This window comes from Janthinobacterium sp. GMG2, from assembly GCF_033949445.1.
Lineage (GTDB): Bacteria > Pseudomonadota > Gammaproteobacteria > Burkholderiales > Burkholderiaceae_D > Janthinobacterium > Janthinobacterium aestuarii.
The window spans coordinates 632,199-655,142 of sequence record NZ_JAXAWA010000003.1 but is presented as its reverse complement, the minus strand read 5'-3'; the positions used below and the strand labels follow the sequence as shown (position 1 = coordinate 655,142).

Below are 22,944 nucleotides of genomic sequence, written 5' to 3'. Positions count from 1 at the left end.
AACCAATTTGTGTCTCAACCTCAAATCATGCTGACAGGGACAGTCGGGGTAAAGACGGCGCTGGCTTTACGCTTACCCAGCGCCGCCAGCGCGCCACGCGCGGCCACAGCAGTGGCCAGCACCACGTTGACGACGTGCGCATGCTGCTGCCGCCTGGCCAGTGCCACCAGCGCAACGTCGAAAGTCCCCGAGGAGTATGGGCGCAAAATGTCGAGTTTGCCGAAGCGTGGTTAGTGGCGCACTGACCTTTTCAGAAGTATATTTGAACATATTGCAAAAAAAAGTTCTGTGACAGCAACTTCTGTTCAACTTATGCTAAAAAAATCCCGACTTCTATGACACTCAGCGATGCGCGTTGAATCTCGCTTAAGTCAGGACGGGAAACTGTGAAAATCAAGGACTTACCACCAAAATACTCACATAAGTCGGGACTGATTCTCAGATAAGTCGGGATTATTCAGATTTCTCATTTTTTGCGCAGGCGGATAATCTCATCAATCGTCACGTCTAACCAGGTAGACAATGGCACGCGCGACCTGGTGACATGCTCCACGAAATTAGTACTGCAGTGATGTTAGCTGCCGTCAACACACGGTCGTCATCCGGTTGAGCGCATGCTTTCCTTGCATTACGGCTTTTTACTGCATGCCCTACGACCGTCGGCCACGTGGCTCCTGTGAGTCAGGCCTGCCCGCAAGCGCATTTTCAATATGATTCAACATAGCTCCCAGGAGGTATTCTGAATCGATGCTGCTGCCCTTAATCCGTCCACCTTCCACAAAATCTGGTTCGGTCGCCAGGGTAATGCCAACTGCACCTTGAATCAGGCGATGCAGTGTTGCTGGATCACGGGGCTGGATCGACTGCTCAGAATGGAAGTAATCAAGATCTATATCGAGGATATAAGGCTCACTCAACAGCGGACGGCGTGCGAAACCGGCATACATTTCTTGAGCCCTGCTGAGGTTGCGCTCAAGATACGATGACTCCACCACCTGCGAATAATGATATGGCACGCAGTCATCTTCATGTGGCCCTTCGCAATCGACTGCGCAAGTGGCTGAGATTTTAAAAATGTTATCTGGAGGTCGCTTGTAGGTATATGGCCTCTCGGGAGAAGGAATACTATGAATACGATTGTAAATGTCGTTCTTTCTCCAATTGTCTTCCTCAATAGAAGATGTAGTGTACATCGACAAGTTGAAGGAGAACGCCCAGTCCAATATGCCGGCGTACAAAGCCGCGCTGATGTGCTCATCGTTTCGCAATAATTCAATACTGTCGGTGACCGCGTCATCATCTCTCCAATTGAGTTCTTTTATGAGCTCTGAAAGCATCGCATCATCCCGAGTCGTATCTTGGGCGTTAAACCCCTGTGACGTAGCGGCATACCGGTAGCGCATAAACGCTTCGAGCGTATCGGTATGGTGGTCAAGGGTGATCAGATTAGGCGCAAATTCTAACTTCCTGCGCTGTAAGGCCCAGGGCAGTAGCACATGATGGTGGTCTTCCACCACGTAAACATCCTTGCCGCAGATATTGTGATACTTGTACAATTTTTCTCCCATCATATTTGGTGATCCAACCGCCTGGGCGCCCGCTCAAAGAATTATGGCTTTCAACAAGCCTGATACCATTTGACAGGATCATATATGATCCCGAGACAACATCAAATAATTGTAAGTTATTACTGGTAGGACACCACAATCAGGTTCTTCGGCCATCACCTCTGGCGCCATTTGCGAGCGACATCCGACCAGAGGCCAATATGGGTCATACTCTGAGCCCCTTTCCTGAGGCGTCAGTTTAGCGGCCAAAAGCAGCAGTTAATTTGTACAAGGCGCGTCCACCTTTATCCTCAATTGATTCGTCCGTTCAATACAAAACTAACGTTCAGTCACTTACGAATGAGAATTTGTGACATCATTAGCGCTCAAAATTTACGTTGGGAATTGAAATGGATTTTGAATCGCTACGACTATCGTAGACAATCCTGAGCCATAATGTTCGCACAAGGAGAAGGTATGAGCGGAAAGCGGTACACAGAGGAATTCAAGATCGCAGCGGTCAACCAAGTGGCAGAGCGTGGGCACCCGGCGAGCGAAGTTGCTGCTCGCGCGGAGGGAAGCACGGAAAATACTTGCCCAACGGTTGATTCAGTGGACCAATGCTGGTTGTGCCCTCGGCCACTCATCGGCGACAACGTCACTGGTGAGCATGTGATCCCGAGTGCCATAGGTGGCCACAAGGAAGTTATCAAGTTCATTTGCCGAACATGCAACAGCAAGCGCGGTACCAGCTGGGAAGCCGAGGTCGCTCGGCAGTTCCTATGGTTCTCAAGCGCATCGGCTGTAAAGCGCGGGCGCGGGGGAAAACACCCTGATCTTAAGATCCAAACGGCAAGGGGAGAAGAGCTGAGACTGCAGTCCGATACGGTACTGGTTCCAGACAAGCCAGAGGTCAAAGTCAACGACTTGGGAGACAGGCTCAAGATCACCATTCGGACCAACAATCCGAAAACCGCTCAAAATCTGATCAACAGGGTCGCACGCGATCATCCGGGGTTCGACGTGCTCGGGGGCCTCCGTGAGATGTCGACGGAGGACAGCTATCTTGATAGCCCGCTCGCGCTCTCGTTCAGATACGGAGGGCCGGAAGCTGGACGCTCGATGGTGAAGTCATGCTTGGCGCTGTTGTCCGAGACAGGCGCCAAGCCGAAGGACTGTGCCCGCGCATTGACGTATCTTGAAGACCCGAGTCTCGATGCGCAGCCACCATTCTGGATCTTCTTCGATGCAGACTTGGTTACGAATAGGCCTCAGGATCATCTGTTCCACTGCGTGTCTGTGGTCGGCCAGCCCGAACATCGGCGAATACTTGGCTATGTTGAGTTCTTCAACTTTGCTCGCATCCTGGTTCTCATCGGCGAAGGCTACGAAGGTGAGGCATTCCAAGCGACATACGCAATCGATCCTGTAGACGCCCGTGTGTTGGACGTCACAGTCGACTTTGATCGCGTCCCGCCGAGGCTGGACGACATCAGGATGCCCAAGGAACCGCCGCAAATGTACCTTGATGCGTTCCAGACCATGGGGAGAATTGTCAGTGCCATCAGTCGGGATCGGGTCAGAGCGCACGCTCTGTCGAAAGTAGCCACCGACGCATTGCGCGCTGTCGGCTCGGATCCTACCGCCGAGGATATCCCCGCCGAGTTGAAAGACCAATGATTGAACGAGTTCCTCGACCCACTGAGGCCATATATCAGATCCCAGCTGAAAAGAGCACCGGAGTAACCGATCCACCAGACTCAGTGGGTAAGGTCCTGCATCACCAAGCAGGAATTGAGCATAGGACCAAAGGGATAGAGCAAGCCACGACTTCCAGGCGGGATGTGGGTCATGTAAAGTGAGACCGGCCCAGGTGGGCAGCCGCATGCCCAAGGACAATGCATCGCTTTTTCGCGCGTGTCGCCGCCACCCAGTTGTGGACCTCCTTGACCTGTGCGAGGGCACCGGCACCCGTGAAGAAGCAAAGCAGGATGTCTTTGACTACATCGAGGTGTCTACGATCCAAAGCAGCCTCAGCGCAAAGCTGCACGCCGTAGGCAGTAACGCTCGCAGTCCTGAACGCGGCTTGGACACTCTGCCAAGCGCAAACGGCCGGCTCAAGCTGTCAAGGGCATATACCAACTAAGCAGTTGGTATATGCGATCGCAGGGGACAAGCTTTCGCACAACAATCACAGCCGCCACTGCGCTTGCCCACTATGCAAGCTTCCATTTGAACGAGCATTCACTATAGACTGATCTGACTCGTCGTCATCTAGTTGATCCAAGTCGATGACCCGAGCTGCAACACGCGCCGCGGCAATCGCCTCAATGGTGGACTCTACGCTGGGTATGCCCCCAGTGTGCTCTTCTCTCGTCACCGCAGCGAGAATGTGAGCGCATCCCTCCAGCCCAAGAAGCACGGCCCCGATCGCACTGGAGATATGGTACTGGCCTATAGCAGTATCTGTCGGTATCGGACCCAAGGGCATTATCGGAGTACCGGACGCACGCAAAAGGACGGCGAGCCTCTTAATGTCTTTCGGCCGAGCATGGCCCGACCGAGAATAATTGGCGTGTGGCCGGGGTGGGCGCCAACGGCTAACCGTAAGAAGAGCGAATGTCACCCCCCCATATCTGAGAGAAATTATTTCAAAACATCTATTTTCGAACTATTGGCTTCAGCGCTAATTTTGCCCGCTTTGATACTATGTTCCAATCGCGCGTCTCTTTTTCGAATTTCTCCAGATCTTCGATGTTCTTGGTGTAGTTTTTGTCAAATCCTTCTTTAGGTGATTGAACCAAGTCACGGACGATAAAGCCAAGATATTTATGGACCTCGACCATTTTCAGTACTTCAACTGGGTCGAGCGATTGTAGTTCGGCCGTGAGCTGAGGGTTTTCTTTTGTGTTTTTACCGTTTAACGCATGCACCCACTGCCCATGCGCAATTTTATTCCTTATGATCGATGGCTCTTCAATATACTTGGCTACCAGCTCAAGAAGCTTTTCAAGTCGCTGACGTAAGCCGATCTGTTGCGTTTCATCCCCAACTTTCCCCATAGCAAAATTTAGCATCAAGTCCCACCCCTTCGCTATTCCGTTCCGCTCTTTCTTTGCCTTGATAGCATCGATTTCAGCGAAGGTAAATCCACTCGGCGTGCAAGTGATTTGAAGGAATTGTGCTTCTGACCAAGCCGAATAGATTAACGCTAAAATTTTAGTCTTTAGCGAGACCTGAAAATCATCGTTCTTTTTAATGCAGAAATTTATATCTTTGGATACGCTATTAAGCGTTGCACCCAACGCGCGTACATTCGTACTCTGCAACATATACAGATCGAACAATTCTTGGTCTGTCATTATTTAACGGCGAGGAGCGAAACTTGGCAATTTGAGGTTTGTGTGGGTGGGGGGGCGAGAATCGAACTCGCATCGTTTCAAACTTCGAAGTGCACTAGCCATATTGTGCTACCCCCGTTGACAGTTCGATCATACACACAAACCATGTTTCCGCCAAGGGCCGGCTACCGGCTGACTTTAGTTTTAGTAGCTAACTTGATTGGACGTCATTCCCAAGGCCGAGGTCGAAACGATTTCGGCCAAAAAGACGTTCAAGGACTATGAGCCAGGCTTCGTTCACATCGACATCAAGTACCTGCCGCAGATGCCCGATGAAACTTCGCGCCGCTAGCCGTTACAGCACAAGGCCCAGCTCAGATACTCGCCTTCTGATAAATATGCCGATGAGACTGCAGCGCATCGCCCTAGCTACTCGGGCTTACTACGCGCCAACTTTCACAGGGCCATTCCCTGATTAACGTTTCTTTCTATCCTCCTTATCCGCTGTCATCCTCAGGCTCGGCAAACACCAAGCGTAGCGCGTATGGAATTGAGCGAGGCTGGGTCACTCCGGCAAACATCACGAGCAACCGCTGCACCTCAGGTCGTGCAAATCCCCCCAATGGCACGTGCAGGTCAAGATGTACAGAGATCAGGGAACTGACCAGCTCGCGTTTTCCAGTACGCTCGACCTTACCGCGCGCCTGACGTATTTGCTTGGCCAGCGTACTGGATTCTGCCCCACCATCCGGGGCAGAAACCGATTCGGCCAGCCGTCGCAGTAACGTCCCGATAGGCGGGCGGTCGTCGCTATTGATGCGTTCCGCCACCCGCTGCGCGATGAGCTCCACCGGGAACGAGATCTCACCCAAGGCCTGTCGCACGGGCTCCCAGATAGTCTGCGAAGGTGAGTAACTAGGCTGAGCATCCTTTAGGAGCTGCACCCAGTGCGCTTCTGTGTCGACGTGTATGATCGAACCAGTGAGCGACGCTGCATACAGAGCCGCCTCCAAACTTAGCCCCTTAATTATCTGGTTCTGCGCACCGGCTTTTCCCACAGGGACTGGCTGCAGTAGCGTATAGGGATCGGCCTCAGCTTGACACTTGAACTCCGCGATAAGCAGATCTGTCATCCCAGCGTCCGCCTCTGGCATTTGATCGGCAATAACGCGCCGTTGGTCCGCCTCTGGCAGCATCCAGATAACGCGCCGAGTGTCCTCTTCAGCGAGTTTCAGGGAGCGGTACAGGCCGCCACTCTTTGGGGGCTTCCATCCATTGGTACGCCGCGTGAGCACATCCCGAACATGATGTCCGAGCGGAGCACTGACCTCGCCGGGATCAGGCACTAGATGCACCAGACCGGCGCGGATAAATGGTTCCAGCACCAGGAGCAGTCTGACATTCTTCAGCGTCTGCATCTTGTGGCCGGCAGGCGATTCAATGGGGTTAAATTCGGGCTTCATGCGCGTGCCAACAAAGAATGGACTCACGAGCACAATCTCATCGACAAACGGCAGCCAGCCCAGCACCGTCGCCTCGATGGTGCGCGGATCGCTAAATCCCATGTAGACCGAGCGCAACACTTTCGGATTAGGCCGCGGTAACAGGGAGGCCAGATCGGTGTCTTCGGGCCACAGACCCGCAAACGCGCGATGGATACGCTTAACCTGCTCGTCACTCAGGTTGCGGCGCACTTTCTCCCAGGATGCACCGTCAGATATCCCGAGGATGCCTTTAACCGCGTCACAGAACATCAGATTACGCTCACGCAGGCAGTAGACCTCCCACGACGGCCGCTCCGAGACTGGTAGCCGCTGGCAGCAGTCCTTGAACGCATAGACGCTGCCGCAGCCACAGAAGTCGTTGGCCCCGATGTTCTTGCGAGGGGTCTCGCGCTTAAAAAATTCATGGGCCTTTGACGTACGGCCATGTTCGTCCCAGTAACCAGACGTGCCGTCCTTGTAGCCGACGTAGATTTCCCCGCCAAATTGCCACAGGTTGTCCCTAGGTAATAGCACCTTACCGATCTGCGCCCATGACCCGTTAAACTCCTGCTCCGGGTAGAGCCAGGTCTTGTCGCCGGCTGCGATGTAGCGCTTCGCCCGCGACTTAAGCAGGTGGTTGATCGCGATAACCTCCTCTCGGCATAATCGCCGATCTCGGATAAAGTTGTCTGTACGCATAATACCCGCACCCAGATGCCTAGCGTTCGTGCGTAACCGCATAAGATCTTGTTGACCCGGCTGCTTGGCATACTCCAGGTGGGTAAGAATAAGACACGTGTTGGCGTCCAGTGCAAACACCGTCTGAGAGCCTACGGCCGATACCAGAGGATCCTGAGGGTAGGCGCACAGCTCAGCAGTGGGATCCACTGCCGCGTTGTAGACCGTTACCGGGTGGTCAGTGAGGATGAACTTCACATCCGAGTCTTGTGCCGAGACAATCTCACGGACGCCCTCGCCCCACATTGTGCAATGCATCCAGCGCAAAGCCTGCATCTCGACCATCAGGTCGACTTGGCCCAGAGCGCCGTAGCATGAGCGGATCCAGTCTAGCCCCTTGGGCGTGCGCAGCTTCTGCGCTGCCATGTGCTCAAAGAAGTCCTCGAACGATTCGTGCACATCGGCGTGATTCCCAAGCGCAAATGCCCGGAGTGCCTTCGCCCCCTGGTCGTCGATGGCACCAAACAAATACTTCTCGACGTCGTCGTTGATGAGCGGACCGAAATGCGTAGTGTATAGGTCGTACTCGACGAAACATTGCTTGGTGGCCCATTCATTGAGCGCTCGATGCGACACTTGTCGGCCGTCAGGCAGCGTATTGCAATCAGGGTCGAGGTTGAGATAAAAGAGGCGGGTTTGACCGGGAGCAAGGAAACCGCGCTGATACCACCTGGGAACGTAATGGTTGTTTCTTGTCTGCTGATCAGTCATCGGCTCACTCGGTTCATTTTCTGAATGAATTATCACGCAACCTCTGCGAGCCTGAGGCGGGTAAGACCAGCATGTAACGGCGCTCCAGGGCCAGTATCTGATCAACTACCCGGGTCTGCGTTGGTGACGCCAGTGCCACGATTCTCCTGCATCGACTCACCGACTGGATCCGTGCCGCGCCGTCGGCGCGCCGTCCGCGGCGGCCGCTATGGCCAACACCACGTCGACGGCGCGCACCAGCTGCTGCCCGGCGCCTGGCCGGCGCCACCAGCGCAATGTCGAGAGTACCCGAGGAGTATGGGCGCAAAATGCCGAGTTTGCCGGGGCGTGGTTAGTGGCGCACAGATTTTTTCAGACATATACTTGAAAAAATTGGTAATGAAGTTCCCTGACAGCAACTTCTGTTCAACTTATGCGAAAAAAATCCCGACTTATGCGAGAAAAATCCCGACTTCTGTGACACTCAACGCGGGTCCGACGAGATGTCAGGCCCTGCCTTATGCAAACTGTTTGAAATCCGGCTTCCGCTTTTCAAAGAAGGCCGTAAACGCTTCCTTCGCTTCGGCGCCGCCCAGCATGGCGCTGAACAGTTTGTTTTCCTCGGCGATGGCCGCCTTCATCGGCTCCATGCGGCTTTGCTTCATCAATCGCTTGGTGGCGCGGATGGAGGCGGCTGGCAAGGCTACCAGCTTGGCCGCTTGGCCTTGCGCGTACGTCATCAAGTCGTACAGGGGCACGACTTTCGAGACCAGGCCCATTTCCAGCGCTTCGCTGGCCGGGAACGCTTCGCCCAGCATCAATTTTTCCGCCGCGCGCGGGTAGCCGGCCAGTTGCGTGAGCAGCAGGCTGGAGCCGAATTCCGGGCACAGTCCCAGCTGCGTGAACGGCATCGAGAAGCTGGCGTTGTCGGCCGCATAGACGAGGTCGCAATGCATCAGCAAGGTGGTACCGATGCCGATGGCCGGGCCGGAAACAGCCGCCACCACGGGCTTGCTGCTGCCGTACAGGGCGCGCATGAACTGGAACACGGGACGGTCATGGTCGAGCGAGCCATCCTTCGGGCGCGCCGTCTTCATGAAGTCATCGAGGTCGTTGCCGGCCGTGAAAATCTCGCGCTTGCCGCAGATCAGGATGGCGCGTACTTCATCATCGGTCTCGGCCGCCACCAGCGCATCGGCCAGGGTCTGGTACATGGCGCCCGTGATCGCATTCTTGCGTTCCAGGCGGTTGAATTCCAGGGTCAGAATGCCCTCGCTCTTGCTGCACAAAATATCCATGTCGTCTCCAAAAAGATAAAGGGCGCCGGGGTAATCCCGCAGCGCCCTGTTTTATTGCTTTAGCCAGTCGAACTTAGACGCGTTCAAAAATTCCGGCCGCGCCCATGCCCGCACCGACGCACATCGTGACCATGCCGTACTTCTGCTTGGTGCGCTGCAGTGCGTGGATCACGGTGGCGGCGCGGATGGCGCCGGTGGCGCCCAGCGGGTGGCCCAGGGCGATCGCGCCGCCCATCGGGTTGACCTTCGATGGGTCCAGGCCCAGGTCGCCGATGACGGCCAAGGCTTGGGCGGCAAACGCTTCGTTCAGCTCGATCCAATCCAGCTGGTCTTGCGTGATGCCGGCGGCGGCGCAGGCGGCAGGAATGGCGAATTTAGGACCGATGCCCATGATTTCCGGCGGCACGCCGCGCACGGCGAACGAGGAGAATTTCGCCAGCGGGGTCAGGTTGTGCTCGCGCAGGATTTTTTCGCTGACGATCAAGAGCGCACCGGCGCCGTCGGACATCTGCGAGCTGTTGGCGGCCGTGACGGAACCCTTGGCGGCGAAGACAGGCTTCAGCTTGGCCAGCGACTCCATCGACGAATCGGCGCGCGCGCCTTCGTCGGTGTCGACGGTGCGGCGCGTTACATCGACCTGGCCGGTAGCGAGGTTCGGCGTGCGCGTGATGATTTCCACGGGCGTCGTTTCCGCCTTGAAGAAACCGGCTTGCTGCGCGGCGATGGCGCGGCGGTGCGATTCAACGGAGAACGCGTCCTGCTGTTCGCGCGACACTTTCCATTGCTGCGCCACTTTCTCGGCCGTCAGGCCCATGCCATAGGCCATGCCGATGTTCTCGTCGCTGAACATGTCCAGGTTCATCGATGGGTGGTGCCCCATCATCGGTACCATCGACATCGATTCGATGCCGCCGGCGATCATGACGTCGGCTTCGCCCACGCGGATGCGGTCGGCCGCCATGGCAATCGCCGTGATGCCCGAAGCGCAGTAACGGTTGACGGTGACGCCGCCAACGGTTTTCGGCAAGCCGGCCAGCAGCACCGAGTTACGCGCGATATTGAAGCCCTGCTCCGCTTCCGGGAACGAGCAGCCGATGATGGCGTCGGTGATCAATGCAGGGTCCAGGCCAGGCGCTTGCGCCAGGGCCGATTGCAGCACGCGCACCAGCAGGTCGTCCGGGCGGGTGTTCTTGAACATGCCGCGCGGCGCCTTGCCGATCGGGGTGCGGGTTGCAGAGACGATGTACGCGTCTTGAAGTTGTTTGCTCATTTTATGCTTTCAAAGATGTTGAACGAGGTTCGTGTTCTGTCGAATGTCCGGGATGCTGGCCTATCGCTTCTGCGACAAATACCAGTCCACCGTCACCTGTGCCGCCAGCGTGCCTTCGGCGTCGAAAATATCGACTGCCACGGGAAACGCCACCTTGCCATCCTGCGCCAGCTGCGCCTTCAAGGCAGCCAGGTCGCCCGGTACCCGGCCTTCGGCGCGCGTCGCGCCCCGGGCCACCTTCTGATACTGGATGCGCGACTCCTTGGCCACCGGGCGCAAGCCCAGTATCAGCTCGGCGAAGCCGCCAGCCATGGCCGCGCCGGAAGCCGTTTCGGCCAGGGTAAACAAGGCGCCCGCATGCTGCGTGCCCAGGTGATTATTCAGTTTTGGATCTTCCGGCATCGACACCTTCGAGGTGCCGGCGCCGATGTCGTCGATACTGATCCCCAGCAGCCGCACGAAGGGCAAGGTGTCCATCATCTGTTGTTTGATACGGTCATACACCATGCTTGGCCTCACGCGCAGCAATACTTTAAAAATAATGGACAGGATCGCCATCGACGTCAGGCTTAGTTGCGTACCGGCTTACCGGTTTGCATCATGCCCATGATCCGTTCCTGGGTTTTCGGATGGTTCAACAGCTCCAGGAATGCCTTGCGTTCCATATCCAGCAGCCACTGTTCGCTGACGAAGCTGCCCTGGTCCACGTCGCCGCCCGATACGATCTCGGCGATCATCTCGCCCAGCTTGAAATCGTGCGCCGAAATGAAGCCGCCGTCGCGCATGTTGACCAGCTGCGCCTTGATGGTGCCCCAGCCGTAACGGCCCGTCACCTGGATCAGCGACGGCAGTTGCGGACGGAAGCCGGCATCGAACATGGCGCGCGCTTCGACCTTGGCCACATGCAGCAGCTCGTAGGCGTTGAACACGATCACGTCGTCTTCCTTCAGGTAGCCCATTTTTTTGGCTTCCAGCGCCGACTTCGACACGTTGGCGGTGGCTGCGTTGGTGAAACCCGTCTTCAGGAATTGCAGGATGTCGTTACCCTTGGCTTCCTTGTAGGCGCGCTGCGCCGCTTCCTTCAAGCCGCCGCCGGCAGGAATCAGGCCCACGCCCACTTCCACCAGGCCGATGTACGACTCGATCGAGGCCACGCGCTTCGATGCGTGCAGGGCCAGTTCGCAACCGCCGCCCAGTGCCAGGCCAGCGACCGCGGCGATCACCGGCACGTTCGCGTATTTCAGCGACATGAAGGTGTTCTGCAGTTCGGCGATGATCGGATCGACGGCTTTCACGCCGCCTTGCATGAACGCCGGCAGGGCCGATTGCAGGTCGGCGCCGGCCGAGAAGGCGCCGCCTTCGGCTGCGTCGGCGTGCCAGATCACCAGGCCCTTGAAGTTCTTTTCCGCTTCGGCCAGCGCCAGTTTCAGGCCGTTGATCACGCCTTCGCCGATCACGTGCATCTTGGTCTTGAACGAGATGATCAGGACGTCGTCGCCCGTATGCCAGACGCGCACGGATTCGTCTTCGAAGACGGTGGTGCCGGCGGTCTTGCCGTCGATGGCGCCACTGCCCAGGACGGGCGCGCGGAATGGCTGGCGGTCATACACGGACAGGGTCGAGCGTGGCACGAAGCTGTTCGACACGGCGGAGTACGAACCTTCCGGCGTGTGCACGCCGCCTTTTTCAGCGACCGGACCTTCGAAGACCCAGGCTGGCAGCGGTGCGTTGCACAGCGCGTGGCCGGCGTCGATGTCTTCCTTGACCCAGTTGGCCACTTGCAGCCAGTTCGATGCCTGCCACGTTTCAAACGGACCGACGTTCCAGCCGAAGCCCCAGCGCATGGCGAAGTCGATGTCGCGCGCATTGTCGGCCACAGTGTCGAGGTGAATGGCGATGTAGTGGAAAGCGTCGCGGAAGATCGCCCACAGGAACTGGCCTTGCGGGTTCGTCGATTCGCGCAGCGCCTTCATCTTCTTGACCGGATCCTTTTCTTTCAGGATGCGGGCAATGATGTCGGCGGCCTTGGCGCCGCCAGCCACGTATTCACCGGTGGCGAAGTCCAGGCGTTGAATTTCCTTGCCGACCTTCTTGTAGAAGCCTGCGCCGCTCTTCTGGCCCAGCGCGCCTTTTTCCACCAGCTTGGCCAGCACTTCCGGCGTCTTGTAGACGGCGGCGAACGGATCGTTCGGCAGGTAGTCCTGCATGGTCTTGATCACATGGCCCATGGTGTCCAGGCCGACCACGTCCGCCGTGCGGAAGGTGCCCGACTTGGCGCGGCCCAGCTTGGCGCCAGTCAAATCATCGACGACGTCCACGGACAGGCCGAATTTTTCAGCTTCGTGCACGATGGCCAGGATGCCGAACACGCCAACGCGGTTGGCGATGAAGTTCGGCGTATCCTTGGCGCGTACCACGCCCTTGCCCAGGGTGGTGGTCAAAAAGCCTTCCAGCTGGTCGCTGATTTCAGGCTTGGTGAACTCGGTCGGGATGATTTCGACCAGGTGCATATAGCGCGGCGGGTTGAAGAAGTGCACGCCGCAGTAGCGCGATTTCAGGTCGGCGTCGAAGCCTTCGGCCAGCTTGGTGATCGACAGGCCCGAGGTGTTCGAGGCGAAGATCGCGTTCGGGCCGATGTGCGGTGCGACCTTCTGGTACAGGTCGTGTTTCCAGTCCATGCGCTCGGCGATGGCTTCGATGATCAGGTCGCAACCGGCCAGCAGGTCCAGGTTGTCTTCGTAGTTGGCGACCTGGATCAGCGCGGCGTCATCCTTGTTGCCCAGCGGGGCAGGCGACAGCTTTTTCAGGTTCTCGATGGCGCGCAGCACGATGCCATTCTTTGGACCTTCCTTCGCTGGCAGGTCGAACAGCACGACCGGCACTTTCGCGTTGATGCAATGGGCGGCGATCTGCGCGCCCATCACGCCGGCGCCGAGGACGGCTACTTTTTTAACGATGAAATTGGTCATATTTTCCTCAAGTCTTAGAACAGGTCTGCGTCGAGTGCCATCAGGTTGGCCGAACCGGAACGCGCCTGACGGATCAGGGTTGCCGTTTCAGGCTGCAAGCGGGCGAAGTAGAAACGTGCGGTAGCCAGTTTGGCGGTGTAGAACTTGTCGCCGCTGGATTCTTTTTCGAGGGCGATCTTGGCCATCTGCGCGAACAGATAGCTGTAGATCATGTGGCCGACGACGCGCAGGTAAGGCACGCATGCCGCGCCCACTTCGTCCGGATTCTGGAAGGCCTTCATGCCGATTTCCATGGTCAGCTTGGTGACTTTGTCGCCCAGGTCGCCCAGTGGCGTGACGAATTCGCTCATCGCTTCATCGGTGCCGTTGTCTTCGACGAAAGCCTTGATCTTTTCGCCGAACTTGCGCAGCTTGGCGCCGTTGTCGCCGAGGATCTTGCGGCCCAACAGGTCCAGCGACTGGATCGTGTTCGTGCCTTCATAGATCATGTTGATGCGCGCGTCGCGCACATACTGTTCCATGCCCCATTCCGAGATGTAGCCGTGGCCGCCGAACACTTGCATCGCGTCCGAGGTGGCGATCCAGGCATTGTCGGTGATGAAGGCCTTGATGACAGGCGTCAGCAGCGCCACTTCATCGGCCGCTTCCTTGCGCACGTCGGCGTCGGGGTGGTGCAGTTCGCGGTCGATCTGCAGCGCCACGTACGAGGTGAAAGCGCGCGCGCCTTCGGCGTAGGCTTTGCCCGTCAACAGCATGCGGCGCACGTCAGGGTGCACGATGATGCGGTCGGCCGGCAGTTCCGGGTTCTTGATGCCGGACAGCGAACGCATTTGCGTGCGGTCCTTGGCGTAGATCAGCGCGTTCTGGTACGCGATTTCCGTCAGGCCCAGCGACTGCATGCCCACGCCCAGGCGGGCCGCGTTCATGAAGACGAACATGGCGTTGAGACCCTTGTTCGGCTGGCCGATGATCCAGCCTTTCGCGCCGTCCAGGTTCATCTGGCAGGTCGAATTGCCGTGGATGCCCATTTTTTCTTCGATGGCGCCGCAGGTGATCGGGTTGCGTTCACCGACCGTGCCGTCCGCGTTCGGCAGGAATTTCGGCACCAGGAACAGCGAGATGCCTTTCGAGCCTTCCGGCGCGTCCGGCACGCGGGCCAGCACCAGATGCAGGATGTTTTCCGCCATGTCGTGCTCGCCGGCCGAGATGAAGATCTTGTTGCCGGTGATGGTCCAGGAACCGTCCGCCTCAGGCAGCGCTTTCGAGCGCAGCAGGCCCAGGTCGGTGCCGCAGTGCGGTTCGGTCAGGCACATGGTGCCCGTCCATTCGCCCGACACCAGTTTCGGCAGATACACTTCCTTCTGGTGGTCGGTGCCGTGTTCCTTCAGGCACTCGTAGGCGCCGTGCGACAGGCCCGGGTACATGGACCAGGCCTGGTTCGACGAGTTCAGCATTTCATAGAAGGAATTGTTCAGCACGACAGGCAAGCCCTGGCCGCCGTATTCCGGATCGCAAGCCAGAGCCGCCCAGCCGCCTTCGACGTACTGCTTGTAGGCTTCCTTGAAACCTTTAGGCGTGGTCACGCTTTTCGTGACGGGGTCGTGGTGGCAGCCTTCGCGGTCGCCCGAGTGGTTCAGCGGGAACAGTACTTCGGAGGTGAATTTGCCGCCCTCTTCCAGCACCTGGTTGATGATGTCGGCGTCGACGTCGGCGTACGACGGCATTTGCTTCAGTTCTTCTTCCACTTGCAGGAACTCATGCAGGACGAATTGCATATCCCGGATTGGCGCGACGTATTGACCCATAATTTTCTCCTGAAGGCGATTAGCTAAAGTGTTGTACTTGTAAGTGCGTGTGCGTTGTTGCGGATACTGCCTGACAGCTTATTTGCTTGTGACGGAATTCTGGTACGACGCCAGCAGGCGGATAAAGCCAGCTTGCGCCCGTTCGATGCTGCCCGGCACGCGCAGGAAGCGCGCGTCGTGATGCAGGGCCAGGATCAGGCCATACATCTCGTACACCAGCTGCTGGGCGTCCGTGTCCGCTTTCAGGTCGCCCGTGGCGATCGATTGCTCGACACAGCGCAGCAGCGCGCCCTGCCAGGCCCGCACCATGGCCACGAGGGCCTCGCGGATGGGACCGGGACGGTCGTCATACTCAACGGCGCCGCTGATATAGATGCAGCCGGAAGCGATTTCCACGCTGACCCGCTTGACCCAGCGCGCAAACATCGATTGCAGGCGCTGGATGCCGCGTGGTTCTTTCATGCTGGGGAAAAAGACTTCTTGCTCGAAACGATAGTGGTAGAGCTTCAGCACTTCCATCTGCAAGTCTTCGCGTGAGCCAAAGTGGGCAAACACGCCCGACTTGCTCATGTTCATTTTGTCCGCAAGCAGCCCGATGGTCAGGCCTTCCAGGCCGTCGCGGCTGGACAGGTCCAGCGCCACGTCGAGGATGGCTGCACGGGTCAGTTCGCCCTTGCGCATGAATTTGACTGAAGTATTCAAGAGGTCCGTTCTCAAAGTGATGTTGCCGATCTGGCGGACTGAAGCGAGGGTAAAAAAAAGCACGCTTCGAAAAAATCCGAACGCTCGTACTATTATCCACTACCACGTAAAAGTCAAACGGGAACTTTAGAGCCGGTGTTCTATTGGTGCGGCGCAGCATTTTTTAGCCGCGTGTTTGTAGCGATTTCAGGCAGGCAAAAGCGGCGCGCGCCCCTGCCGCCTGAGTGCCAGCGTGCCTCAGTCGAGGCCGCCTGCCTTGTTCAGTTGACGGCGGTCGCGCTTGGTCGGCCGCCCCTTGATGGTGGTGCCAGGCTCGCGGAACAGCTTGCGCTCCTCAGCCAGCTGCTCGCGGCGGGCGATGCTGGCCGGCGTTTCGCCATACAGCAAGCGCGCCACGGGCGCCGCGCCGCGCTTGTCGGACAGGCCCAGCACGGCCACTTCCCATGTCTCCGCGCCATTGTCGATGGCCAGCTCGTCGCCCACGCGCACGCTGCGCGCCGGTTTCACGCGCTCGCCGCCCACTTTGACCTTGCCCGTGTCGACAGCTTCGCTGGCCAGCGAGCGCGTCTTGAAGAAGCGCGCCGCCCACAGCCATTTGTCCAGCCTTACCGTTGTCATCTCGTTCATGCGTACTTGCCTACTGAAAAAATGCGCATCACCAGCCGGTACGCGAGGAACGCGGCTTCATAGCCGATGCGCCGGAAGCGGCCGATGTGCTTGAAATCGTCCTGGTGAATGACGATGCCGTCGGCCACGCCCTGCTCGATATGCTGGCGCAAGCTTTGCGCGAAGGCCACGTCCTTGATCACCACGTTCGCCTCCTGGTTCAGGAACAGGCTCAGCGCGTCAATATTGCTGGAGCCCACCGTCGCCCAGTCGTCGTCGACGACGGCCACCTTGGCGTGCAGCTGCGTCTTGCGGTATTCGACGATTTTCACACCGGCGGCCAGCAGTTTCGGATAAAACGAGTGCGCCACGGCATCTTGCATACGGAACTCGCCCACGCCGATCAGCAGCACCACGTCGACGCCCCGCTGGGCCGCCTGGGCCAGCGCGTGGCGCAGCTTGTGTCCGGGTGCGAAATACGGGTTGGCCAGCATCACGCTTTTACGCGCCTGGCCCAGTGCCTGCAGGTAGGCGCGCTGGATGGTGCGGCGGTTGCGCAGGTTGTCGCGCACGACAAAGCCGGCCACGACGGGGTTCTTCGCCAGCTCCTTGCTGACGACGCGCATTTTGCGGTACAGCTTAATACGCCGCACCAGATTCATCTTGCCCAATCGCGCCCACTGCGCCTGCACCTCTTCGTGGATGGCGTCGACCAGCGGGCCCTTCACCTGCACGGCGAAATCCCAGCGCGGCGCTTCCAGGCTGATGTTGTGATCGTAGTCGCAAAACATGTCGTCGTTGATATTGATGCCGCCCACCAGCGCGATTTCGCCATCGGCCACGCAGATCTTGCGGTGCGTGCGCGTGATGCCGCGCCGGAACCACGGGTTGAAGATGCGGTGGTGCACGCCGGCCGCTTCCAGCTGCGCATGCATGGCATTGACCCGGCGGTTGCCCGTGCCGAACCAGTCCGTGATCATGCATACGAGCACGCCGCGCGCGGCGGCACGCTTGAGCGCGTCGAGCACCAGGGTGCCCGTGGCGTCGTCGGCAAAGATATACGTTTCGAAATAGACTTCCGAGCGCGCGCCGTCGATGGCCGCGATCAGCGCAGGAAAGTAATCGGTGCCGCAATACAGCAGCTTGATGTCGTTATGGGCGATGAAATTGACTGTACGCATGCCGGCAGTCTACGCGAGTTTCAAAGCGGCAACGATCGGCGCGTGGTCCGACAGTTTTGCCCACAAGGTGCCATGCATCACTTGCGCGCCTTCCACGTGAAAACCGCGCACATAGATGCGGTCCAGGCGGAACCACGGCAAGGCGGCGGGAAAGGTGCGCGCCGGCACGGGGATCGGCGTTTTCGTCTGGCGCCGCGCCAGGGTGCGCACCAGGTCGCCCAAGGCCGAGTTCGACGCGCGCTGGTCGAACACCTCGACCACGCCCAGCGCATTGCGCAGCTTGTCGCTGAGCGTGTTGCGCCAGTCGTTGAAATCGCCGGCAATGATGACGGGCTCGCCATCCGGCGCCGATTCCATCACGGCGTCGATCAGCGCCTGCGTCTGGCGTCCCCGTCCCGACTCGAACAGGCCCAGGTGGACGACATAACAGTGCACGTCGGCCTGCGGCGTCTTCAGCACACAATGCAGGATGCCGCGCTGCTCGTAGGCATGGTCGGAGACGTCGTGGTTGGTTTGCGAGGCGATGGGAAACTTGCTGAGCAAGGCATTACCATGGTGGCCATGGTCATACACGGCATTCATGCCATACGCGGAATGGTGCTCGGCGCCGGCAAAGAACTCATGCTGCGACGCTTCCGGCCAATGCTTGTGGCCGTTTTTCTCGGCGCCATAGCGGGCCGCATTGCGGTCGTGCTTGCCTTGCACTTCCTGCAAAAAGACGACATCGGCATGAAACAGGGCGATCGCCTGTTTTAAAGCATGTACGCGGGGCAAGCCTCGCACGGAGGAGACACCCTTGTGAATATTATAAGTTGCTACGCGGATTTTCATGCATTGATTCTACTCCCAGACGGGCCCCGCGCGGCGCCAGCGTAGGTGCGCGTGCGCACCTAAACTAACACAATCACGAACGCAATCAGGCCAGCATGCGTCCCACGCCCGCCGTCACGCTGACGAGCAGCGCCGTGATGCCGGCCGCCCAGACGATCTTGACCAGCAACGGTGCGCCGCGCCAGGCCACGGTGCGCTTGCCCTTGGCAAACGCGCCCGGGTGCAGCAGCCAGCCGATCGCCATCAGCGGCATGCCGATCGGTGGCGTACGGCCGGGCACGGTGGAACTGAACAGCAGGAAAATAAAGCACAGGCAAAAAACAATGCCCAGGGTGCCCAGCAGTTTTTGCTGCGCAGTCAAATGTAACCAGTTCAACATGGAATGCTTTCTAGGGAAATCAGGTGGGACGCGCCAGGCCCGTCATGGCCGGCAATTGCAGAATCGCTTCCGCGTTGGACGACGAGAAACAGCGGTCGGCCGCCGCCAGATACGGCAGCCACGCATACTGCAAGTGTTCGCGCGGACTCAGGGTGATGGCGATGTCGCGCGGTACTTGCACGCTGAACACGTGCTCCGTGTTGCGCGTCACGCCGGGCGCATAGCGGTGGCGCCAGATCGGATAGATCTCGTACACGTTCGACAAGTTCCAGTCGCGCAGCACGATATCGTGTCCATCGGCAACGATGCCGGTTTCCTCGAACAATTCGCGCGCGGCCGTCTGCAGCAGCGGTTCATCGACGGCATCGACGGAACCCGTCACCGATTGCCAGAAACCGGGCTGGCCCGCGCGTTCGATCAGCAAGACGTCAAGGTCAGCCGTATGAATGACGACCAGCACGGAAACAGGGATTTTATGAGTCATATCAACAATGAAAAAGGCGCCACGACAGCGCCTTTTTTTGCATAGTGGATCAAACAGCGGCCACCGGGGCAGCCGCATGCTTCATTACACTACTTTTGGCTCGGCGCTGCGCAAACGGATGTGCAGTTCGCGCAGTTGCTTCTCGTCCACTTCCGACGGCGCATGCGTCAGCAAGTCTTGCGCACGCTGGGTTTTCGGGAAGGCGATCACGTCACGGATCGATTCGGACCCCGTCATCATGGTCACGATACGGTCCAGGCCGAATGCCAGGCCGCCATGCGGTGGCGCGCCGTATTGCAGGGCGTCGAGCAGGAAGCCGAACTTCAGCTGCGCTTCTTCGGCATCGATCTTCAGTGCGCGGAATACTTTCGACTGCACTTCTTCGCGGTGGATACGGATCGAACCGCCGCCCAGTTCCCAGCCGTTCAAGACCATGTCGTAGGCCTTGGCGATGCAGGCGCCCGGATCGCTTTCCAGCATGTCTTCATGGCCGTCTTTCGGCGCCGTGAATGGATGGTGGGTCGCCGTCCAGCGATCCGCTTCTTCGTCGTGCTCGAACATCGGGAAGTCGACCACCCACAATGGCTTCCACACGTCTTCGAACAGGCCGGCTTTCTTGCCGAACTCGCTGTGACCGATTTTCACGCGCAGCGCGCCGATGGCGTCGTTGACGACCTTGGCCTTGTCCGCGCCGAAGAAGATCAGGTCGCCGTCTTGCGCGCCCGTCTGCTCGAGGATCGTGGCCAGCACGTCGGCAGGCAGGAACTTGACGATCGGCGACTGCAAGCCTTCAGGACCCTTGGCTTTCTCGTTGACCTTGATGTAAGCGAGGCCCTTGGCGCCGTAGATGGCGACGAATTGGGTGTAGGCGTCGATTTCCGAACGGGGCATGCTGCCGCCTTGCGGTACGCGCAGGGCAACCACGCGGCCGCCTTTCATGTTGGCGGCGCCGTTGAAGACCTTGAACTCGACCGACTTCATGACTTCGGTCAAATCCGTGAAGGCCAGCTTGACGCGCATGTCCGGCTTGTCGGAACCGTACAAGCCCATCGCTTCGGCGAAATCCATCACCGGAAACGGGTTCTGCAGGTCGATGTCCAGGGTGTTCTTGAAGACGACGCGGATCATGTCTTCGAACAGGTCGCGGATTTCCTGTTCCGTCAAGAACGAGGTTTCGCAATCGATCTGCGTGAATTCAGGCTGGCGGTCAGCGCGCAAGTCTTCGTCGCGGAAGCACTTGGTGATCTGGTAGTAACGGTCGAAGTTAGCGACCATCAACAGTTGCTTGAACAACTGTGGCGATTGCGGCAAGGCGAAGAAGCTGCCCGCGTTGACGCGCGACGGCACCAGGTAATCGCGCGCGCCTTCTGGCGTCGACTTGGTCAGCATCGGCGTTTCGATGTCGATGAAGCCCAGCGCGTCGAGGTACTTGCGCACTTCCATCGTCACTTTGTAACGCAGGCGCAGGTTGTTCTGCATTTGCGGGCGGCGCAGGTCCAGCACGCGGTGCGTCAGACGCGTCGTTTCCGACAGGTTGTCGTCGTCCAACTGGAACGGCACGGGCACGGAAGGGTTCAGCACTTCCAGCTCCGAGCAGACCACTTCGATCTTGCCCGACTTCAGGTTGTTGTTGATCGTGCCTTCGATACGGTTGGTCACGACGCCCGTCACGCGCAGGCAGAATTCGTTGCGCACGGCTTCGGCGACCTTGAACATTTCCGCTTGTTCCGGGTTGCAGACGATTTGCACCAGGCCTTCACGGTCGCGCAAGTCGATGAAAATCAGGCTGCCGTGGTCGCGGCGGCGATGTACCCAGCCGCACAGGCTGACGGTTTGTCCCAGCATGGCTTCGGTAACGAGGCCGCAGTATTCAGTACGCATAGACATAAAATTCTCAGTTCAGGTTAGTGAGTGTTCAATCCGGCCACGTCCCACGTGGGACGCCTGCCTTTATTCTTTGGCTGCCGGGGCCGGTACAGCAACAACTTCCGCAGGCGCCACCACGCCCATCGAGACGATATATTTGAGCGCCGCATCGACGCTCATGTCGAGTTCGACGACATCGCTGCGCTTCATCATCAGGAAAAAGCCCGATGTCGGGTTCGGCGTCGTCGGCACGTACACGCTGACAAAGTCGCCCACCAGGTGGTTCGCCGCATCGCCGCCCGGCACGCCCGTCAGGAAAGCGATGGTCCAGGAGTTCTGGTGCGGATACGGCACCAGCACGGCCTTGCGGAACGCATTGCCCGACGGGGAAAACAGGGTATCCGACACTTGCTTGACGCTCGAATACAGGGAATTGACGATGGGTATGCGTTGCAGCAATTTTTCCCACAGCTTCACCACGTAATTGCCGACCAGGTTATTCGTCAGCAAGCCCGTGAAGAACACGATCAGTACCGTCAATACCGTGCCCAGGCCGGGAATGGTGCTCAGCGCGGGAACCTTGTGGCCGAACCAGACGCTGGGCTGCGTACTGCCGGGCACCAGCAACAGCGACTGGTCCATCGTGCTGATCACCAGATTCAGGACCCAGGCCGTAATGGCCAGGGGCACCAAAATCAGTAATCCGGTAATAAAGTATTTACGCATCAGTTTCTCGGTAATGGATCGTATCAGCGCGCGCGCTCAGTCCGCTTTCGGCGCGGTGGCAGCCGGGGCAGGCGCGGGCGCAGCAGCAGGTGCGCTGTCAGCGGCCGGGGCAGGCTTGGCATTATCGGCCGGGCCCGTCGGAATGGCCGTGGTGGGCGCCGTGCCGCCGCGGAAATCGGTCGCGTACCAGCCAGTGCCCTTCAATTGGAAACCGGCGGCCGTCAATTGTTTCTTGAAACTGGGCTTGCCGCACGACAGGCACACCGTCAGTACTGGATCGGAGATCTTTTGCAAGACATCCTTGGCAAAACCACACTCGTCACAACGGTAAGCGTAAATCGGCATCTCTACTCCGAGAAAATCATCAAAAACCCTGAATTATAAAGCTTTTCCTTTGCCCTCAACGGAAATTGACCGGTCCGCCTCAGTCCGCCCGGCGGCGCCAGCTCATCCAGCGCTCCTTGCCGGCAAAGACGGCGATGGAATCATCGACGACTTCATCGGCCAGGCAGTCGAAATGCGGGGCCAGCAATTCCTGCAGTTTCTCCTTTGAAATACCAAATGGCGGTCCCTTGGCATTGTCGTCAAAGAAAAAGTAGCCGGCCAGCATGGCGCCCGGCGCCAGCAGCTGCGCCCAGCGGGCCGCCACTTGCGGCCACATGGCGCGCGGCATGGCACAGAGGAAAGCCCGCTCATAGATCAGGTCCAGCGGCGCGACAGGTTCCCAGGCAAAGAAATCCGCTTCCACCACCTGCCCTGCCCGTTCGCCGACGACGGCGCGCGCGGCAGCCACGGCGGCCGGCGAAAAGTCGATGGCCGTGGCATCCCAACCGTGATCGAGCATGAAGACCAGCTCATAGGCCGAGCCGCAGCCGGGAATCAGGCAGCGCAGCGGCGCCGGGCTGCCAGCGACGAAGCTGCGCAGGCGCCTGGGCACGCCGCCGTGGTCCCAGGGCGTAAATTGCTTTTCGAAACGCTCGTCCCAGAAGGCGGGCGAGAGCGGATCGCGGGTTTGGAAGTCAGCCAT

The 22,944-nt window shown here is 58.6% G+C and carries 21 protein-coding genes, 1 tRNA gene and 1 pseudogene; 2 read left to right on the top strand and 21 right to left on the bottom strand.

What is annotated here, in order from left to right; genetic code table 11:
- Nucleotides 1-20 precede the first annotated feature (20 nt).
- Together SKZ59_RS15060 and SKZ59_RS15055 are read right to left on the bottom strand one after the other, a co-directional pair.
- Nucleotides 21-206, bottom strand: coding sequence for a hypothetical protein (locus SKZ59_RS15060; protein ID WP_319992180.1), 186 nt, complete (start codon nt 204-206; stop codon nt 21-23).
- A gap of 444 nt (nt 207-650) precedes the next feature.
- Nucleotides 651-1,571, bottom strand: a complete 921-nt coding sequence (locus SKZ59_RS15055; protein WP_319992179.1) for a UPF0489 family protein — start codon at nt 1,569-1,571, stop codon at nt 651-653.
- Between the two features lie 453 nt (nt 1,572-2,024).
- Here SKZ59_RS15055 and SKZ59_RS15050 point away from each other — a divergent pair.
- Nucleotides 2,025-3,224: pseudogene (locus SKZ59_RS15050) on the top strand (HNH endonuclease); the annotation flags it as partial.
- 514 nt (nt 3,225-3,738) lie between these two features.
- Here SKZ59_RS15050 and SKZ59_RS28180 read toward each other — a convergent pair.
- The 3 genes from SKZ59_RS28180 to SKZ59_RS15040 all read right to left on the bottom strand — a co-directional run bounded on the left by SKZ59_RS28180 (nt 3,739) and on the right by SKZ59_RS15040 (nt 5,026).
- On the bottom strand, nt 3,739-4,173 hold the full coding sequence (locus SKZ59_RS28180; RefSeq protein ID WP_413774556.1) for a phosphomethylpyrimidine synthase ThiC: 435 nt from the start codon (nt 4,171-4,173) through the stop codon (nt 3,739-3,741).
- Between the two features lie 34 nt (nt 4,174-4,207).
- Nucleotides 4,208-4,909, bottom strand: coding sequence for a hypothetical protein (locus SKZ59_RS15045; protein ID WP_319992178.1), 702 nt, complete (start codon nt 4,907-4,909; stop codon nt 4,208-4,210).
- Between the two features lie 43 nt (nt 4,910-4,952).
- Nucleotides 4,953-5,026: transfer RNA gene (locus SKZ59_RS15040), tRNA-Ser, on the bottom strand.
- An 82-nt stretch (nt 5,027-5,108) separates the two neighbouring features.
- Between SKZ59_RS15040 and SKZ59_RS15035 the strand changes: the two genes are divergently transcribed.
- Complete coding sequence (locus SKZ59_RS15035; protein WP_413774562.1) at nt 5,109-5,240, top strand: hypothetical protein; 132 nt, start codon at nt 5,109-5,111, stop codon at nt 5,238-5,240.
- A 145-nt stretch (nt 5,241-5,385) separates the two neighbouring features.
- Here SKZ59_RS15035 and SKZ59_RS15030 read toward each other — a convergent pair whose 3' ends face one another.
- The 16 genes from SKZ59_RS15030 to SKZ59_RS14955 all read right to left on the bottom strand — a co-directional run bounded on the left by SKZ59_RS15030 (nt 5,386) and on the right by SKZ59_RS14955 (nt 22,944).
- Nucleotides 5,386-7,821, bottom strand: a complete 2,436-nt coding sequence (locus tag SKZ59_RS15030) for a DUF4238 domain-containing protein (protein ID WP_319992177.1) — start codon at nt 7,819-7,821, stop codon at nt 5,386-5,388.
- Between the two features lie 497 nt (nt 7,822-8,318).
- Nucleotides 8,319-9,098, bottom strand: coding sequence for an enoyl-CoA hydratase (locus SKZ59_RS15025; protein WP_072457016.1), 780 nt, complete (start codon nt 9,096-9,098; stop codon nt 8,319-8,321).
- A 73-nt stretch (nt 9,099-9,171) separates the two neighbouring features.
- Nucleotides 9,172-10,368 carry an acetyl-CoA C-acyltransferase gene (locus SKZ59_RS15020; protein ID WP_034753391.1) on the bottom strand — a complete coding sequence of 399 codons (1,197 nt, stop codon included), beginning with the start codon at nt 10,366-10,368 and terminating at the stop codon, nt 9,172-9,174.
- Between the two features lie 60 nt (nt 10,369-10,428).
- On the bottom strand, nt 10,429-10,875 hold the full coding sequence (locus SKZ59_RS15015; RefSeq protein ID WP_034753657.1) for a PaaI family thioesterase: 447 nt from the start codon (nt 10,873-10,875) through the stop codon (nt 10,429-10,431).
- Between the two features lie 62 nt (nt 10,876-10,937).
- The gene (locus SKZ59_RS15010; RefSeq protein ID WP_314607135.1) at nt 10,938-13,337 is read right to left on the bottom strand and encodes a 3-hydroxyacyl-CoA dehydrogenase/enoyl-CoA hydratase family protein; all 2,400 of its coding nucleotides are present in this window, start codon (nt 13,335-13,337) and stop codon (nt 10,938-10,940) included.
- Between the two features lie 14 nt (nt 13,338-13,351).
- Complete coding sequence (locus SKZ59_RS15005; protein ID WP_034753387.1) at nt 13,352-15,142, bottom strand: acyl-CoA dehydrogenase C-terminal domain-containing protein; 1,791 nt, start codon at nt 15,140-15,142, stop codon at nt 13,352-13,354.
- A gap of 78 nt (nt 15,143-15,220) precedes the next feature.
- Nucleotides 15,221-15,823, bottom strand: a complete 603-nt coding sequence (locus tag SKZ59_RS15000; protein WP_034753385.1) for a TetR/AcrR family transcriptional regulator — start codon at nt 15,821-15,823, stop codon at nt 15,221-15,223.
- Between the two features lie 258 nt (nt 15,824-16,081).
- Nucleotides 16,082-16,471, bottom strand: a complete 390-nt coding sequence (locus SKZ59_RS14995; protein ID WP_070305356.1) for an RNA-binding S4 domain-containing protein — start codon at nt 16,469-16,471, stop codon at nt 16,082-16,084.
- Complete coding sequence (clsB, locus tag SKZ59_RS14990) at nt 16,468-17,631, bottom strand: cardiolipin synthase ClsB (RefSeq protein WP_034753382.1); 1,164 nt, start codon at nt 17,629-17,631, stop codon at nt 16,468-16,470. Before clsB ends, SKZ59_RS14995 begins: the two co-directional genes overlap by 4 nt.
- Before the next feature lie 9 nt (nt 17,632-17,640).
- Nucleotides 17,641-18,462: an endonuclease/exonuclease/phosphatase family protein gene (locus SKZ59_RS14985; RefSeq protein ID WP_034753381.1), complete on the bottom strand. Its 822-nt coding sequence runs from the start codon at nt 18,460-18,462 to the stop codon at nt 17,641-17,643.
- Nucleotides 18,463-18,547: 85 nt separating this feature from the next.
- Nucleotides 18,548-18,841 (bottom strand): hypothetical protein, encoded by a 294-nt coding sequence (locus tag SKZ59_RS14980; protein ID WP_072457749.1) that lies wholly within the window; start codon nt 18,839-18,841, stop codon nt 18,548-18,550.
- 19 nt (nt 18,842-18,860) lie between these two features.
- Nucleotides 18,861-19,325, bottom strand: a complete 465-nt coding sequence (gene nudB / locus SKZ59_RS14975) for a dihydroneopterin triphosphate diphosphatase (RefSeq protein WP_046682129.1) — start codon at nt 19,323-19,325, stop codon at nt 18,861-18,863.
- Between the two features lie 84 nt (nt 19,326-19,409).
- Nucleotides 19,410-21,206: an aspartate--tRNA ligase gene (gene aspS, locus SKZ59_RS14970; RefSeq protein WP_319992296.1), complete on the bottom strand. Its 1,797-nt coding sequence runs from the start codon at nt 21,204-21,206 to the stop codon at nt 19,410-19,412.
- 69 nt (nt 21,207-21,275) lie between these two features.
- The gene (locus SKZ59_RS14965; protein WP_034753372.1) at nt 21,276-21,917 is read right to left on the bottom strand and encodes a DUF502 domain-containing protein; all 642 of its coding nucleotides are present in this window, start codon (nt 21,915-21,917) and stop codon (nt 21,276-21,278) included.
- Between the two features lie 36 nt (nt 21,918-21,953).
- The gene (locus tag SKZ59_RS14960; protein ID WP_046682127.1) at nt 21,954-22,262 is read right to left on the bottom strand and encodes an FmdB family zinc ribbon protein; all 309 of its coding nucleotides are present in this window, start codon (nt 22,260-22,262) and stop codon (nt 21,954-21,956) included.
- 79 nt (nt 22,263-22,341) lie between these two features.
- Complete coding sequence (locus tag SKZ59_RS14955) at nt 22,342-22,944, bottom strand: methyltransferase (protein WP_319992176.1); 603 nt, start codon at nt 22,942-22,944, stop codon at nt 22,342-22,344.